The organism is Bradyrhizobium sp. SBR1B, from assembly GCF_014198205.1.
Classification (GTDB): Bacteria; Pseudomonadota; Alphaproteobacteria; order Rhizobiales; family Xanthobacteraceae; genus Bradyrhizobium.
The window spans coordinates 238,755-254,237 of record NZ_JACIHC010000010.1; the positions used below are offsets into that span (position 1 = coordinate 238,755).

Sequence of the window (15,483 nt, forward strand, 5' to 3'; positions counted from 1 at the left end):
CCCCGCATTGCCTCACCCAGAATGTTACTGGACAACTTCTCGCCGATGATTGGGTCGGTGCCATCGAATTGGTTCGGTGGCGTCTATGGCGGGAAAGATCAGCATGGGCGCGTGGCGCGAGGTGGTGTCGGCGGTAACGGAGCGTTACCGGTCGGCCAAACGAGCGGAGAAGGGACGGATCCTCGACGAACTGTGCGCGACGACGGGCTGGCATCGCAAGCATGCAGTGCGGGCGCTCCGGCGACGCGACACGATTGGACCGGGCGAGGTCGAGGCAACTAGAAAGCGAAGACGCAGATATGGCGCGACGATCAAGGACGCGCTGACGGCGCTGTGGGAGGCGTCGGATCGGGTGTGCGGCAAGCGGCTCAAAGTGATGATCCCGACCTTGCTGCCTGCCCTTGAGCAACATGGCCGATTGCAGCTTGGCCAGTCGGACCGTGATCGTGTTCTGGCTATCAGCGCCGCCACCATCGACCGTCTGCTCGTCGATGTGAAGATCGCGGCGAGCGGCGGCAGGCGGCGCCGTGCCGGATTCTATTCGGCAATCAGGCGCGAGGTCCCGATCCGCACGTTCAATGACTGGAACAGCCCGGTGCCCGGCTTCTGCGAGGTTGACATGGTCGCCCATGGCGGCACGTCGGTGGCTGGCTCGTTCATCCAAACCCTCACGATGGTCGATGTTGCCACCGGCTGGACGGAGTGCCTGCCGTTGCTGACGCGGGAAGGTTCGCTCGTCGTCGAGGCGATCAACCGCGCACAGAGCCTGTTCCCCTGGCTGTTGCGCGGCGTGGACTTCGACAACGACAGCGCCTTCATGAACGATGTCGTCGTGCCATGGTGTCGCGAACAGAAGCTCGAAGTCACTCGCTCGCGCGCCTATAAGAAGAATGATCAAGCGTTTGTCGAGCAGAAGAACGGTGCCGTCGTCCGCCGCCTCATGGGCTATGGCCGCTTCGATGGCGTCGAGACGGCGCGTATGATGGGCCGCCTCTATGCGGCGGCACGGCTCTACGTCAACTTCTTCCAGCCGTCCTTCAAGCTGAAGGAGAAGCGTCGCGAAGGGGCTAAAGTGATCAAGCGCTATCATCTCCCATCGACGCCCTATGAGCGTGCCTTGGCGCATCCCAAGGTGACCGCGGCCGTGAAGAAACGGCTCCGCGATCAGTATCGCTCGCTCGATCCGGTCGCGCTGTTGGCGGAGATTCGCGCGACCCAAGAGGAACTAGGCAATCGCGTCGATCGTCGTGCCGGACAGGCGCGCGGCCTGCAACCCGCTCACACTAGGATCCTGCCAGCGACCGCGGCGACGTTCGCGAAGACGCTCGGCAAAACCGCGACGGTCGGCGAGCCGCGTGCCACGCACCGGCGAACTCGTCGGCCCTATAAGACCAGAGTTCGCATGCCGTCCAAGCTCGACCCGCATATTGCCGCGATCGAAGCGTGGCTCGCAGAGCAGCCGCAGCTGACGGCGCTCGCAATTGTCGGCCGGCTGCGCGAGAAATACCCCGAGGAGTTCGGAAAGAGACAGCATTCGATTGTGCAACGTCTGCTGAGGGCGCTCAGACGGAGGGCTGCCGAACGGTTGGTCGCCCAGGGCCCGCTCGACGACGCCACGACCGCTGCCCCATTGCCCGGGGTTGTGGACGGCTCGGGCTATGTAGGGCCCGACCCGCCCACAGCCCCTCTCGTCGAGCAAGCCGGGAAAGCCATCTGGCGCGACCGATTAATCGACATCGGATCATCATCGGTAATGGCGCCATCAGGGTAACATTCGCAGATGCGGCAATACGGGGGGTCAATATTGCAAGCCGAATGACAAATAGCTGTTCAGCAGATCCCAGGTAGCGTTACCCGCCGCAATCGTGAGGAAAGTTCCTGCCATGATTATATTGCGAATGCGTCTGACCATAGTAGTCCCGGACAGATAGGAGTTCTATCCAGCGATGCTGACAATCAGCGCTAAGCAACGGTCGGCTGCCGTCTTTCTGCTCAATAGGCCTTATGATAAGCCAGGGTCCGCTTGCGAACAGGTCCCTGCGGCGGGCGTTGCCGACAACCAGCGACAAAGCGGACTGAGCGCCCGCTGTGCGGACCGCGCCTCGGAATACCGCGTCCGGTCACCCTCAGACCGTCGGCCCTCCGGACCACAAGTTGCGCGCTTGCCTTTTCTTCCCGGATTAATAGAATTGACAACTTTCGGGCAGTCAGTTTGTCGGCCCAACAACACATAACTCGGAATTATGGTGGTTCAGACAGATAATCAGTTTCCGGTTCCGAGGCATTCGGACGCGGATGTCCCTTCAAGGTGGAGCGACCAGAGCGACTTTACTGGCGAGGCGCTCGTGGGCCTCGACCTGGAAGGTCGTTCGGTGCGTCAATCGCTGTTTTCGGGTACACTGTTCCGGAATTGCAATTTCCGATCATGCGATTTCAGCCGCTCGGATTTCGAGGCGGCTATTTTCGAATCCTGCACATTTTCGAACTGCGATTTTTCTGTCGCGGACTTCCGCTCCGCGGATACCGTGAACTCGACTTTCGAGGGCTGTTCGTTCCAACAGGGATCAATGAGAGCCAGCCAGTATGACGGCTGCACTTTTCGCCAATGCTCCTTTGAACTACAGACCTTCGAGGAAAACGACCTGATAGGGACGGCCTTAATCGACTGCATTTTGCATCGGGCCACTCTCCTGCATTGCCGATTCGAAAAGACACGCTTCGAGCGAACCGATCTTTCCGACTGCACTTCGCAGTATCACGTATTTGTAGACTGCGGCTTTGATAAATGTGGCTTCAACGCCGAGTCTGTAGGTCTAACTTTCGGCTTGTCCCTGGACAACCTCGACGATCTGACCCTCGTTTGGCGCGGCAGGACTGTCGAGCACCCCAGTGGCCTCCTCCTGGTAAGGGATCTTCTTACGACCTACGAGGCTCGGCGCTGGCCATTCTTAGCAGCGATGCTGAGCTTGAATTTCGCTCTCTCGGCGCCTGTCGATTCCCTTGACCACCTTTTCTCGAGCATTGCCGACGACCCGAACGGGCGGCGCGCTGTTGGTGTTGACGAACTGAGATTTCTCAGTCGCGTCCTCGAGCTGTTGTCGGGCCAGTCGCGCCTGCCGTTCCTATCGATTGCGACAGGCCTTGAGAAGATCTACGGCATGGCAGAAGGTAACCCACGTCACACTCATGATGCTTTAAAATTATTGGCTCACACATTGAAGGATGCGGAGTATACCGAACTTGCAGCAATGGAAAGCGCTATAGAACCTCTGGAAAGCATGCTGCCAAATGACGAGCTGAATGTCTCATTCGTATTTGATAGCGAGCCCTCAATTTCGTTCAGCGAGTCGATCCGTGGCCTCCATGATAGCGGATACCTTCCAGGACTAAAGCCTCGCCTTCTGGAAACGAGGTCGGGCTCGTACGTCGAGATACTATCTCTTTCGGTGGTGACCTTGAGCAGCTTGCTGATCTGTCTATCCATGCTCGAAAGAATACTAGACCGCGTTATCTATATCAGAGCTCGCGCCAAGATCCTGTTTTCCCCGCAATTGCCTGCAGTCATCCGGCGGCGCGCGCTCCAACCTGTCGCCGCCCCGTCAGCGACTGTGACGCGCGAGCTGCAAAAGTATCTCGAACTTGCGTTGAATTCACATTCCAGGCGAATTGTCTCCGATCTTGAACAATTCACGCCGAAACTTCTGCGCGTCGAGATAGACCAAGACGCCAACCACTCACTGGGCTAGGTCGCGGTACAGACGGCGCAGAGCCCCGCGAAATCGCGAGGAATCCAGGGACAGGTTGACGCGAAAGCAAAATCCGGCATTGGGGTCAAATCCGCTCCTGTTTCCGGGAATGAAAAATGCGCCTGTACGTTCAACAACGGAGCTCAGATATTTGATGGAGGCACCCAGGCAGGCGCTTTTGTCGGGAAAGTATACCGTTGCGAAATGTCCTGTTGAGCGTTCATCCAATAGTGCCCGGCGGCCAAACTCGGCGATAGTTTCACTGTGCCATCTTCTAACAGGCTTGAGCGCTTCAAGAAAGGCATCTCTGTATTGATCGTACTCGTCGGATAGAAAATGTTCAATGGCAGCGATTGCGGAGATTCCCAAACCTCCTGATAAGATGTCAGCCCAATCTTCGAAAGAGCTTTCGAGCTCTTTGCGAAATGCGACAAGCGAGAACTTCAGCCCATTCACACACACCGCCTTGTGAGGCGTATGAATCGCGAAAAATTGGCCGGAAGAACCTATAATTCTCGCAAATCTTCCCGGGAATATGGATAGCGTCTCATCAGCTACGATTGTAGTGCCCTTGCTCGCCTTCACCGCCAAGGCATGAGCGAACTCGTCTGGTAGATAAAGGCCGGTGTTGTAAATTGGGTCAGTGACCCATATGGCGTGAGAGGGAGTCGATGGAACATCGAGCAACCAATCAGACGAGAACTCCTGCCGCTGCCACTTTATACGGTGAACATGAACGCCGAGACGGCTCAGATTGTGATGCGTCGTGAAGTAGCTCGGATCAAATATGTGCACATCAGTGACGCCCGCCAGTTTCAGCGCGTTGGCGACGGCCGAAATAGATTCGGAGCCATTCTCTGTAAATAGTCCACCGATCTTGCTGGGATCTAATCCCAACTTTCGTAGGACCTCTGCTTTGTTCAGCATGAGGTAAGAGTATCTGTACGGGACCGGATCGAGCGGTTTCGGAAACGGAAGCGCCGCCCGGAGCGTTTGCACGAATTCTCGAGACGGATCCCAATGGGATACGTCCGTCGGTTCGCGCCCGTGATTGCGAGCATATTCCTCGACAATGTCGTGGAGTGCATCCAGAAATGCGTTTTCTTGTACCCGAAAGGTAGGGGCCAAAGAGCGATAATTCCGAGTTATGTGCTATCCCGCGCCACATTGTGAGGGTGTTTACCATTAATGAATCTGAGTCCATCCCAAGCCTGCGGCTACTGCGATAGAGACTGGTCGCGTTTGCGAAGGGAGTGTGGTTGTGATGCTGATCAGCTCAGCGGTTGCGAAGTACTTGCGCTATTGTGCGGTTGAGCGGCAACTGTCCCCGCACAGCGTGCAAGCCTACGCTGTGGATCTGAACGACTTCCATCGGTTCTTGGGCGCGGATCGTTCAGTCGATTCGATAATTGGCGCTGATCTTGGAGCTTATCTTTCTGATCTGTTGGAGCGTCGGAGGCTTTCGGTCTCAACTGCGCGTCGGCGCTTCGCTTGCCTGCGCACTTTCTTTCGTCGAACGGCCGTCTTGGAGCCTGCTGCAGACCCCTTTCGCGGCTGGCGACTGGAACTTCCGCGCCGAAAGAGGTTGCCGCGGTGCCTCTCGCATTCTGAGGCTCGAGACGTACTGTCGGGTCTGACAAACTCCGGGAGAGTGACGTCCGTTTCCTCACGTCCCGTTTCGATCGCTGTGCGCCTGATGATAGCGACCGGAATAAGGGTAGGTGAGCTTTGCAACATACGTATTGCCGATGTGGCTCCCGAGGGGACGCGCGTCAGGATCCGCGGCAAGGGCGCAAGGGATCGGGAGGTGTACATCTCTGACCCGGACCTTCGGTCCGGGCTCCTGCAGCTATTGGAGGCTCGCGCAAAGCAGCCGGCCAAAAGTCCGCACGTTTTCGTAAATCGACTTAAGCGGCCAATGCGGCCTCAGTCGGTGCGCCTCGCTCTTCGTCGCTATTCTGAATTGTCGAGTAGCCGGCGCCGGATTACGCCGCATATGTTGCGTCACACAGCCGCCACTCTATTGATTGAACGCGGCGTCGATATCCGTTTTGTTCAAAAATTGCTTGGACATTCCAGCATATCAACCACGGAAATATACACACACGTGTCTGACGAGGCGCTCAGAGCTAGCTTGGAGAAAGCTGATGTACTGGCCCACCTAGCAGCATAGCTTACCCCAAATCGCACGCACACATTACGAGCCTTCGTGATTGCTTTCGAACTGTCCTCCCAAGGAGGTCTGTATATACCGAGGTATCTCCAACTATACGCTGGTATAGATGCGTAAAAGGCCGGCGAGAATAATTTCTGGCAAGGAAAATCTTAATTGAGATTCGCTAGGATTACTTGTCGGTTCTTAATTGGCGGCTCGCATCATGTGGCACAATCGGATTTCCAGTCTTACCCTTGCATTGTCTGTCCCTGCAGCAGCGCTTGCTGCGAATGCAGATGCGCTATCACTTCGTTTTTGGGGCGGAATCTTTCTCGGGGGATTGATGTTGACCGTATCCTTCGTGACGTCCGGGCGGCGGAATGTGGCGGTCATGACGCCGGACGAAGCGATGACAATCAAAGCTTTTGAATTGATCAAAGACGGGATCACAGTTTATGACGCCGACCGCTGCGTGCTCGGCAACGACGCTGCAGCTCACATGCTCGGGCTTTCCAGCGGAGAAGACCTGAAAGGACTGAGTATCGCCTCGCTTTCCCTGGATCCTCAACCGAACGGCAAGACTGTTGCGCAGATGTTCGAAGAGACTAATGAGGCGGTGATGAGGTCAGGTCACGTCGCAATCGAATGGTGGCTTCGGCGCAAAGATCAGACTTCCATTCCGGTCCGTATAAGTCTCGTCGTTTCGATGTTCGAAGGCCGTCCGATCGTCGTCTGCGTTTGGCAGGACATAACTGATCTAGTCCGCATGCGGGAAGACAAGCTGAGTCTTGCGAAGGGGTTTGACAGCGATGTGTCGCGGGTTGTCGATGTTGTCGCGAGCTCGATGCAAGACATGCAAGTGGTCGCCTCGCAGATGACAGCGTCGACCGGAGATGTCTGTCTTCGCACTGAAGCTATGGCGGCAATCGTCAAAAAGACCGAGGAAAACTCGACGGCAGTGTCGTCAGCCGCTCAAGAATTTTCGGCCTCGATTTCTGAGATCGGCCGACAAGTATCGACCGCAGCGTTCATTTCGCATACCGCGCGGGACAAGACTGCACACGCTGAGGCAACATTATGTGAGCTCGTTACCTCGGTGACAAAGATCAGTAGTGTCGTGCAGATGATCGAGGGTATAGCCTCGCAAACCAATTTGCTCGCGCTCAATGCGACCATCGAGGCAGCGCGCGCTGGAGAAGCGGGGCGCGGCTTTGCAGTGGTGGCGGGAGAAGTGAAGAATCTTGCTGCACAGGCGGCCAAAGCCACGAGCGAGGTTGATGCTCAGATTCTTGCTATCCAGCAAAGGACGGAACAGGCAACTGCTGCGATGGGGGACATCGCCGACATCATCGACAAGGTGCAAGAAATCTCGAGCAGCATCTCGGCGGCGATAGAAGAGCAATCGATCGTGACGAACGACATCTCAAGAAGCATCACGAGCATCAGTGTTGATATGCGCGAAGCTTCCAGAGACATTGACGAGTTGAATGCCGCCTCGCGCGCGTCTGGCTCATCGGCGGACCAAGCCGTTGGGAAGATGGGGCATTTGAGCCAAAATATCGCTTCATTGGAGCGGCAGGTCAGCGACTTCTTGACCAAGATAAGAGCGTAGTGCGGCGCTCTCGCTCCAGGTCCGGGCGGGCCAATGCGCGATGAACGTCTGCAGTCAACGTTGCTGGGGTCGGGCGCCCGAAGGGTGGGCCTCGGCTCAACACGCTGCGGTTCGTAGGCGAGTTCAGACGTCATACATTCGGCGCAGAAAGGCGACGCGCGGGAACGTTTGAGCCTCGCGCGCCCGCCGCCCAGCGTGGGCCAGTGCACCGATGGGGTATTGAGCGCTGCCGGGTACCCCGAGCCGAGATATCAAGCGTCCGTTCGTCGGGCACTGTGGCAAGGCGACTGGCGAATTGAAGGACATCTTCTGGACGATCGTCGATGTCATCTCGTCGCGCTGTCGGACGGAAATAAGGAGTCGTCTGGTTCGCGCCGCGACCGTGAGCAGCGTGGCGGGATTCGCCCCAAAGAACCGGGATCACGATAGTGCGACGACTTTCGGCTTTTGTCCTTTTAGCTTGTGGGAACTGTAAGGGATGAATCTGACGATGTTTCACATCAAGCCGAGAACGGCAGCTCGGCATCCCAAAGCCGGGGGGCAGTTGGCCGGAGAAGAAGGACCTCGTCCATTTTCTCGCCGCAAGCGAGGACTCTTTGCAAAAGGCAGGCTATTCGGGGCTTCAGCCAATCGCTTCCAAGTCTGCCAGGCATTTTGCGATGTTGTCTTTTGCTTCGTTCAGAAGCCTTTTCGTTTCTCCTAACCGCTTGAAATCGGGCTTCATCGGTCCAGCGCTCACCGCACTCAGGTGACCGCAGATGGTCGTGAGGTCGTTCGACATGTCCTCAAGAACGAAGGCTACGTTTTCAAGGGGCACCAGCTCTGAAAAGAAGGTCTTCGATAGGGTATCGTCTTGGCCGATTGGGCCCTCGAACTTTACCTCCACCAGCGGGACCAGGACATCGCGATCGTCGCGAGCAGCTTTGCCCACACTCATGATCAGTGAGCTGAAGGTTGTAGAGATGTATGTCAGTCGACCGACCAAGGCACTTCCGTACAGCACAACAGAGCCGGGATCGCTTTGCGCCTCATCCGGCTTCAAAGCATTGAGATCCTCATTCGGCATGTTCACCCTCTTCGTGCAGATGGAGCGCTCCTACAGGGAAGGAGGCGGGTTTGGGACTGTTTGCCGCCTCAATGGCATAGGAGCCGTGAGCTTCGGCCTTTTTTGTCTGGATGATGGTGACGGACAGCCCTTGGTATGAATTCTTTGTCCTGGCCTTCATGTATCCGGGCGCTGCAGGTGCTGGTCCATGAAAATGAAGCAGATCTTCCATGGCGCGACGGATGCGAAGAGCGTCGGCATTGAGCAGCCCAGTCGTATTCGGTGCAAGCACAGAGTTCTGTACCGCCAGGTCAAAGGAGCGAAGAACGTCATCCGCGGCTAGATAATGGGGGTGAGCAGCTTCAGCTAAAAGATATTTGTCTTCTAGGATTGCGGGCAACTGGCTACGCTTCTTGCCTTCACGCTTTTCGCGATTTTCCAGCTCAAGCAAGCCCTCGCGTGTCAAAGCGAAATGAGCGAATTTCCCCTCCGGTGTTCGTTCCACAAATCGCGCATTCGTCATCAATCGAAGAATACGGCTCAGATTGGCATCTCTGAGCTCTAGCTTCTGGGCGAGCGCGGCCTTCTCCATCTGACGCGACGGCGCGTCGCGGAGCAGTCGAAGGATTGCGACCACGTGCTGACGATGCATGACCTCGCTTGGACGGGCGAGCTTGGAGGTGTTGATCGACATTTGCAGAAGATCGTAGAATGCTCGGAACCGCTCCGCGTAGGCAGCATTCCTTGGCCCAAGGGTTGCGCTCGTCCGTCGCAGGATGTCGAACCATTCTCGCAGCTCAGGATCACGCCGGCGGCTTTCGAGCGCATTCCAAATCCACGCGCCGAGCGTGGCGTAGAGCCGCTGCAGACTTTTTTCGGATCCCTCTTTGAGCAATTCCGAAATGAGCCGCCTGGCCTCCGTCGCCGTCGCTTCGCCCGTCTCTATTTTTTCCAATGCTACGTCAGACATGGGCTAGACCTACATCACAACCGTTAAGGACGTTTTACAACGCTTTACTCTGATTTTAGTCTCCTAATCTAGGTGTCAAGAGCCCCATTTGTAGGCACTCCAAATGGTTTTTTGACCGAGTTCCCGGCCGGAAACCGAGTTCGGTTCTTTCATCAACGGTAGAATTGTACCCAATCGTTCATCTTTGAAGGCCGTGTGGGTCGGATGTTGCACCACGAAACTACGCGTACCGAACCGCACCTCCACTTGGGCTGCTGTGGTCTGGTGGCCTTGCATTGTGCGGTCGTTCCCCATCGAGGGCACAAGCATCACGTCGACATCGAGTTCGCTGAACGGCGTCTGGCAGAGGTCGCAGAAATCAAGGCAAACAGCGACGCCGATCAAGGCGCCTTCTGTGGCAAGGACACATATGCGGTCACCCGCAGTGATGTTTTCCGTGCCCCAGTCATCGTCCGCGTAAGGGGCGATCTTGTCGTAGATCAGGCGCTCCTCTCCATACCCGTCATAGATACGGGCTCGGTTTACGGTCCCATGGTCACCTGCCTCGTGCCAGGTCCCCGGGATCACAATTTCGGGCGCTTCGAGCTCATCAGTGACGTCACGCTCACGGATAAGTTTGATGATCCTCTCCCGCAAATCCGGAGGAACGGTTAGCTCGGGCCAGACAACCGCAATGCAATTTTCCCGCAGTGCCTCGCCGATCTGCACGGAAATCGCCTCTCCTGCAGAATGCGCCTCCAGGCTGGCGACCGTAAAGCGCTTGTCGTCGTCTACCAAAATGAACTCGGGATTGAGCTTCAGCGCCTTGAACAGGCAAGCTCCCATCTTCCACTTGCTAGCATCCTTCGATGCACTATGCAGCGTCCGGCTGTCGACCACCTGGACGGGGTAGCCTTGTATCAGTGCGGGCAATATCCGGTGAAAAAGCATGCCCCGCTTCGAATAGGCTTGCCCCCTTCGGGCAGGTCGCAAGGCGCTGACGCCCTGCCGTGGAATGAACCAGCATCCGAGCTGCTCGAGGTGCCACTCACTTGGCCCGATCGGCCAGTGAGAGCGCCGCTCGGCAAGCACGCGGTCGATTTCCCGTATGAGGCCAGCCATGGTTAGCGCAGCCAACTCGGGCGTTTCATCGGACAGCGAGCAGGAAAGATAACCGTCTCCTATCGAGTCGGTGAAATCTTCCCGCGCCTGCTCGATTCGCTTTTCAGTCAGATTGCGGTAAGCCTTGTGGACGCTTCCAGGCGCAGCGCGAAATAGCGTGTCAAGACCAACCAGAGCTTTTCTGAGCTCGTCTCGATTTGCATTCGCAATCGCCTCATGCCCACGTGCAAGCTCTTGAGCTGCCTTTTTCCAGACAGCAAACGCCTCTCTGTCGGTTCGGTGGTCAGCGGGCGCAGGCAAAATCTTCGTCCAAATCACGCAAGCAATATGCCTCTTCGATAGGCGCGCGCTGACGAGTTTGCAATCAGCTCGACGCGTTGCTCACACTTCTTGGATTCGAATTGTTTGGTGCTTCAGCCCGCTTTAGACGATGTGCCAGCGGCGCGCGGAAAAACTGCGCGAACAGGGTGAGGGACAACGAAAAGCTGCAATGTCCTCACGACACTATTGACGAACCGCTGCGACTGTTTTTCAATCTGGGCGGGAGATCCGCCGCGCCGTCAGCGAGGCGGACGGGGGGCATCATGTGGAAAATTAGCCGCGCCGCGGCATGCGCGGGCATTTGCATTGTCATGGGTGGGTGCACCAGTCTGTACTACATTCATGATCCGCAGACCGGCGTGATCACCGCCGGTGAGCTGCCGCATTTTCTCAAGTCAATCAGGTGTGAGGTCGTGACCTTCTACCAGATCGAGCGCGAGAGGCGGAAGGAATACCTGAAGATTTACAAAACGCGGCCTGAAGAAGCGTTCGACAGGTACGCTCATTTCGACATCGACCCCTTTCTGTATGGCACCTTTTTCCTGGAATTGAAGGTGACCGATACGGGCGGACTCGGCTCCGGGACAGCATTTGACTACAAGCGAATTCTCAACGCGGCAAGCAACGACGTTACTCATGTAGGACCCACCGCTTCGGCCCAGGACACTTATGACCTGATCTGGTCATTCCTCATGAAGCAAAATGCCCAGCTCGCGTCCGATACCACTCCAACGACCGCCGGATCGGCGACCTATGAACGTGGCTGCTATCGTGGAACGCCCTCCGATCTGGCTGAGCTGGAGGCTCTCGCTGAGGACAAATTTCCGGAGCGGGTCGCTTACAAGCGTATTATTGTCGATGGTTCAAAGCCGTTTGCAACGTGGTTGCGGGACAATGCCGTTCTGATCTCCGCCAACAATCTGACTCCGGCTATGCCCTCGGAGAGCGCGGAGCCGGCGCAAATGACATATACTTTCTCGGTTCAGGTGACCGGCGGCATCGAGGCAAAGTACTCCCTCACTTCGGTGCGCTGGACGCCCGCTGCAGTCCAGGCTTCCGCCTCCGCGCAGCAGTTCAGCAATCTCGGGATTTACATAAATGGTCCGAATGCGGTCCTCGCCAACGGAGCCAGATCCGGCTCCGCAGGCTACGCGGCGAAAACGCCGCCGCTCGGATCAAAAGACAATCCCATTTACACCGCGCCCTTGCCAAGCGGAGAGAAATCGCAGGAATTCCCGGGAGGAGCGGGAGCTGGCGGTCGCCGTAGTGGGGGTGGGCCTCGGACCAATGGGTTCATTGTGGCGCCGGTGCCGGTCTTCCCGCCGAGTCCAACTCCGACGCAGTAGAAAGCATGTTTCGTCCTTGGTTAGCCAGACTCCTATTGCTGCTCGCGCTCTCACTGTCTTGGAGCGCGAATGCTCAGCCTGCGCTTCCTTCGGGCGTGTCCGAAATGGAGTTGTTTGGAACGGTCATCCGCGGCTCGAAATGGGACATCAAGGAAATTCCAGTCTGTTGGGAAAACCTCAAAGCGAAGGATGGCGCATATGCGGACCTCGTCCGCAAATCGGTTGCCGAGACTTGGGAGACAGCCGCGCAAGGGGGCGTCCGATTTGCAAAGACCTGGCCCGCCTGCACCGGCGGCGCGCCTGGCATCCATGTGCGCATCGCCGACGAGGGTGCTCACACGGACGTCGTCGGAAAATACCTGGACGGCAAGCCCTCGGGCATGACTCTCAATTTCAGTTTCAATCATTGGAGCAAAGGCTGCCAAGACAAACGCGAATTTTGCATTCGCGCGGTCGCGGTCCATGAATTCGGACATGCGCTTGGCTTTACGCATGAGCAGAATCGTGATGATGCTCCCGAGCAGTGCCGCAACGAAAAGGCGTCCGGCTCGCTCGGCGATTACAAAGTCACCAAATACGATCCCGATTCAATAATGAACTATTGTAATTCAGCATGGAACGGAAACGGACAATTAAGCCCACTCGATATCGCCGCTGTCAGGACGTTCTATCCGTCCTGACATTTAGCATCCTTACGCTGGTGTGCGCGCCGGCGCGAGCTGACCGTGCTGCGGTCCAGATTGCCGCGCGCTACAACGTCAGGACGGTGCACGTCCAATTCGTTGGCGTGATGTTCAACGGCAAGCAGGAAGTCGGTGGCGGCTCCGGGTTGCTGATCGGCGATAGCCTTGTGCTGACCAACAGCCATGTCATCGGACGCGAGGAAAACTACAAGACGCTCGAGATCGACGCACGGTTCGGATCTCGCAATGCCAATCCAATCAAGGTCACGGCCGTGCATCGAGACGATCCACGAGACCTCGCTCTCCTCGAATTGGCGCAACCGGCCGGAAGCAGCGGCGGAGCCTCGCGGTGTCCAATGCCCGTGATCGACAACAATCAGCAGGCCCCGATGGGCACGCAGCTTTATCTGCTCGGCTATCCCCTTGATCTGGATCTCAGCATCTCCAGCGGCCTGATCAGCAACCAAACCAACCCCGATGGCCGGTGGCAGACGGATACGGTGATGAACGTCGGCAACAGCGGCGGGCCGGCTTTCAATGAGTTCGGCGCACTGCTTGGGATCGCGGTCGGCGGTATCATCAAATGGAATGAGGCGCAAGTTTCGGGTGTGAACTTTATCATCCCCGCGACCGTGATCACGGCAAGCCCACTCTACAACATGATCGCCGCCCTTCCGCAGCCTTCCGTCTGCTGGACGAAATGGGTCGACACAACGATCTCGTTTGAGAACTGGAGCAAGCTGAACTCAACACATGTACAGACCCAGGCCAATGCTGGTGTGAAGATCCCCGAGATTCTAGCCGGAGCAATCCACACTCTCGCGCCCGAAGACCGCCGCCTCATCGTGAACGTGCCAGTATCGCAGCTTGTCGAGCCGAAGCAGATCGATCGCTCGTATACGGTCGACAAGACCAAGGACGATCACCCGGTCGTGTTTGCCGAGCACTCGGCGGACTATACCGAGACGTTTCCTGCTGAGCCCGGCTATCGCGTCACAGGATGCAGTTGGCATGTCGAGACCGCAAATGGAGCCAGCAATATCGCTTGCGCGATTAACGACGGCGGAGCGCAGGCGCGATTCACCTACAGGCTCACCAGCGGACCTGCTGTGGACAGGTACCGCGGATGGTTAGGGGCTACGGTCAATGTGTCTCAGGTGATATCGAAGTAGGTGTCGATAGATGGTCATACTTGCATCGCAAATTCACACGCCAAAGAGTCTGCAACCGATTGGGCCAGTCTTGCGGCGGCTCCGGACACTGCTCATTGTCCTGTTCTGCGGCCTTGCCACCGGTTGCGCCCACCAGGGTCCGGTCTCACAGCCGCTCAAGCCGCACGTCCACAAGGTTTCCCAGAAACATGGACATGCATTCAAGAGGTACGGCTACCGCTATGGTCCGGGGTACTATCACCATGTCCGGCACTACCATGCCGATCGGCCTTGGCGACCGACGACCGGTGAAGCGAGCGAGGAGGCGCCTCCTAACAAGAGCACCACTGGAGCCGAGGTGGTGGTCGTCAACAAGGCCGCTATCAAAGGCGTCGTGCCAGTCTACTTTGCCACGGACCGAGAGGTCGCCGGCGAGTCTGGTTTGGAATTGAGCCAGATCTCGTATGGCCGGGCTGCCTCCAACACGTTTGGCTACGTGACGGTTAGCGTTCCCATCATTCACAAGATGGGTGAAGTAGAAGCTCCTGGAACGAACTGGTTCGGTATCAAAGAGGTGGAGCAGGACGGAAAGCACTTCCGAATTCAGAAGCTTGCTCGGCTCTCACGGCAAGAGTTTGCTGCCGCCATAGCTAATCCGGCCGATAGCTTGATGCTCTTCGTTCACGGCTACAATGTTGCGTTTCGAGATGCTGCTTTCAAGGCTGCTCAAATCGCTTTCGACGCGAACTACAAAGGTCGTGTCATGATGTATTCCTGGCCCTCTAAGGGCGGACTGACGGATTATGACTACGACCGCGAGAGTGCTCTGTTCGCTCCGGACGGACTGTTCGATCTTCTCCAGCTCATCAAGAAGGAGGGGAAGGTTTCAAGGGTCATCGTGATCGCGCATAGCCTCGGTAGCGAAGTCGTTTTAGGTGCGTTGCAGCAAGCTGCGCTAAGCCAGACCACGCTCGGGATTACCGAGTTGATTTTTGCCGCTCCCGACGTGGATCGCGACCTTTATCTGCAGCGGGCCAACCAGATCAAGGCAGCCGCCGGCGCAGTGACTCTGTACGCCTCCTCGACGGACCTCGCATTGCTGGCTTCCATGGAGAAAGCGCAATCCAAATCGCGGATGGGATTCGTGACCAAGAACGGGCCAACCCTCGTGCCCGGGATCGAAACAATCGATGTTTCCGCGGTGGGTGGCGAAATGTTCGCTCTTAACCATAGTACGTATTCTACAAGCCGGGCCGTTCTAGGGTCTGTTTGGATTCAGGATTCTCATTCCCGCTTGATTGTGATTCAAGCTTGGAATGAACCGATTCGTTTTGACTGATGCCCAATGGGCGA

General features: G+C 56.9%; 12 protein-coding genes. 8 read left to right on the forward strand and 4 right to left on the reverse strand.

The annotated features are described in order from the left end of the window. Positions 1–85: 85 nt before the first annotated feature. Both GGD61_RS24680 and GGD61_RS24685 read left to right on the forward strand, forming a co-directional pair. Entirely contained in the window at positions 86–1,771 is a 1,686-nt protein-coding gene (locus GGD61_RS24680) for a DDE-type integrase/transposase/recombinase (protein ID WP_183231357.1), read from the forward strand. Positions 1,772–2,345: 574 nt separating this feature from the next. After that, positions 2,346–3,746, forward strand: coding sequence for a pentapeptide repeat-containing protein (locus GGD61_RS24685; RefSeq protein ID WP_183231358.1), 1,401 nt, complete (start codon positions 2,346–2,348; stop codon positions 3,744–3,746). Here the strand turns inward: GGD61_RS24685 and GGD61_RS24690 are convergent. After that, complete coding sequence (locus tag GGD61_RS24690) at positions 3,735–4,673, reverse strand: hypothetical protein (RefSeq protein WP_183231359.1); 939 nt, start codon at positions 4,671–4,673, stop codon at positions 3,735–3,737. The two genes, GGD61_RS24685 and GGD61_RS24690, sit on opposite strands and share 12 nt — an antisense overlap. 337 nt (positions 4,674–5,010) lie before the next feature. Between GGD61_RS24690 and GGD61_RS24695 the strand changes: the two genes are divergently transcribed. After that, positions 5,011–5,919, forward strand: coding sequence for a tyrosine-type recombinase/integrase (locus tag GGD61_RS24695; protein WP_183231387.1), 909 nt, complete (start codon positions 5,011–5,013; stop codon positions 5,917–5,919). Between the two features lie 205 nt (positions 5,920–6,124). Further along, complete coding sequence (locus tag GGD61_RS24700; protein WP_183231360.1) at positions 6,125–7,513, forward strand: methyl-accepting chemotaxis protein; 1,389 nt, start codon at positions 6,125–6,127, stop codon at positions 7,511–7,513. 622 nt (positions 7,514–8,135) lie between these two features. Here GGD61_RS24700 and GGD61_RS24705 read toward each other — a convergent pair. The 3 genes from GGD61_RS24705 to GGD61_RS24715 form a co-directional block, all read right to left on the reverse strand. After that, entirely contained in the window at positions 8,136–8,579 is a 444-nt protein-coding gene (locus GGD61_RS24705) for a hypothetical protein (RefSeq protein ID WP_183231361.1), read from the reverse strand. After that, on the reverse strand, positions 8,569–9,528 hold the full coding sequence (locus GGD61_RS24710) for a winged helix DNA-binding protein (RefSeq protein WP_183231362.1): 960 nt from the start codon (positions 9,526–9,528) through the stop codon (positions 8,569–8,571). Before GGD61_RS24710 ends, GGD61_RS24705 begins: the two co-directional genes overlap by 11 nt. A 75-nt stretch (positions 9,529–9,603) precedes the next feature. Further along, complete coding sequence (locus GGD61_RS24715; protein WP_183231363.1) at positions 9,604–10,947, reverse strand: hypothetical protein; 1,344 nt, start codon at positions 10,945–10,947, stop codon at positions 9,604–9,606. Positions 10,948–11,213: 266 nt separating this feature from the next. Between GGD61_RS24715 and GGD61_RS24720 the strand changes: the two genes are divergently transcribed. The 4 genes from GGD61_RS24720 to GGD61_RS24740 all read left to right on the forward strand — a co-directional run bounded on the left by GGD61_RS24720 (position 11,214) and on the right by GGD61_RS24740 (position 15,469). Continuing rightward, positions 11,214–12,296, forward strand: a complete 1,083-nt coding sequence (locus GGD61_RS24720) for a hypothetical protein (protein ID WP_183231364.1) — start codon at positions 11,214–11,216, stop codon at positions 12,294–12,296. A 35-nt stretch (positions 12,297–12,331) separates the two neighbouring features. Next, a complete protein-coding gene (locus GGD61_RS24725) occupies positions 12,332–12,976 on the forward strand; it encodes a M12 family metallopeptidase (RefSeq protein ID WP_246786011.1) in 645 nt (214 codons plus the stop codon). Positions 12,977–13,086: 110 nt separating this feature from the next. Further along, positions 13,087–14,151, forward strand: coding sequence for a serine protease (locus GGD61_RS40645; RefSeq protein WP_246786012.1), 1,065 nt, complete (start codon positions 13,087–13,089; stop codon positions 14,149–14,151). A gap of 337 nt (positions 14,152–14,488) precedes the next feature. After that, on the forward strand, positions 14,489–15,469 hold the full coding sequence (locus GGD61_RS24740; RefSeq protein ID WP_210311169.1) for an alpha/beta hydrolase: 981 nt from the start codon (positions 14,489–14,491) through the stop codon (positions 15,467–15,469). The last annotated feature ends 14 nt before the right edge of the window (positions 15,470–15,483 follow it).

What these genes read in the sequence shown, in the direction of transcription:
- GGD61_RS24705 (WP_183231361.1), bottom strand. Translation starts at nt 8,579, where the DNA reads ATGCCGAATGAGGATCTCAATGCTTTGAAGCCGGATGAGGCGCAAAGC.
- GGD61_RS24710 (WP_183231362.1), bottom strand. Translation starts at nt 9,528, where the DNA reads ATGTCTGACGTAGCATTGGAAAAAATAGAGACGGGCGAAGCGACGGCG.
- GGD61_RS24695 (WP_183231387.1), top strand. Translation starts at nt 5,011, where the DNA reads ATGCTGATCAGCTCAGCGGTTGCGAAGTACTTGCGCTATTGTGCGGTT.
- GGD61_RS24680 (WP_183231357.1), top strand. Translation starts at nt 86, where the DNA reads ATGGCGGGAAAGATCAGCATGGGCGCGTGGCGCGAGGTGGTGTCGGCG.
- GGD61_RS24700 (WP_183231360.1), top strand. Translation starts at nt 6,125, where the DNA reads ATGTGGCACAATCGGATTTCCAGTCTTACCCTTGCATTGTCTGTCCCT.
- GGD61_RS24690 (WP_183231359.1), bottom strand. Translation starts at nt 4,673, where the DNA reads ATGCTGAACAAAGCAGAGGTCCTACGAAAGTTGGGATTAGATCCCAGC.
- GGD61_RS24720 (WP_183231364.1), top strand. Translation starts at nt 11,214, where the DNA reads ATGTGGAAAATTAGCCGCGCCGCGGCATGCGCGGGCATTTGCATTGTC.
- GGD61_RS40645 (WP_246786012.1), top strand. Translation starts at nt 13,087, where the DNA reads ATGTTCAACGGCAAGCAGGAAGTCGGTGGCGGCTCCGGGTTGCTGATC.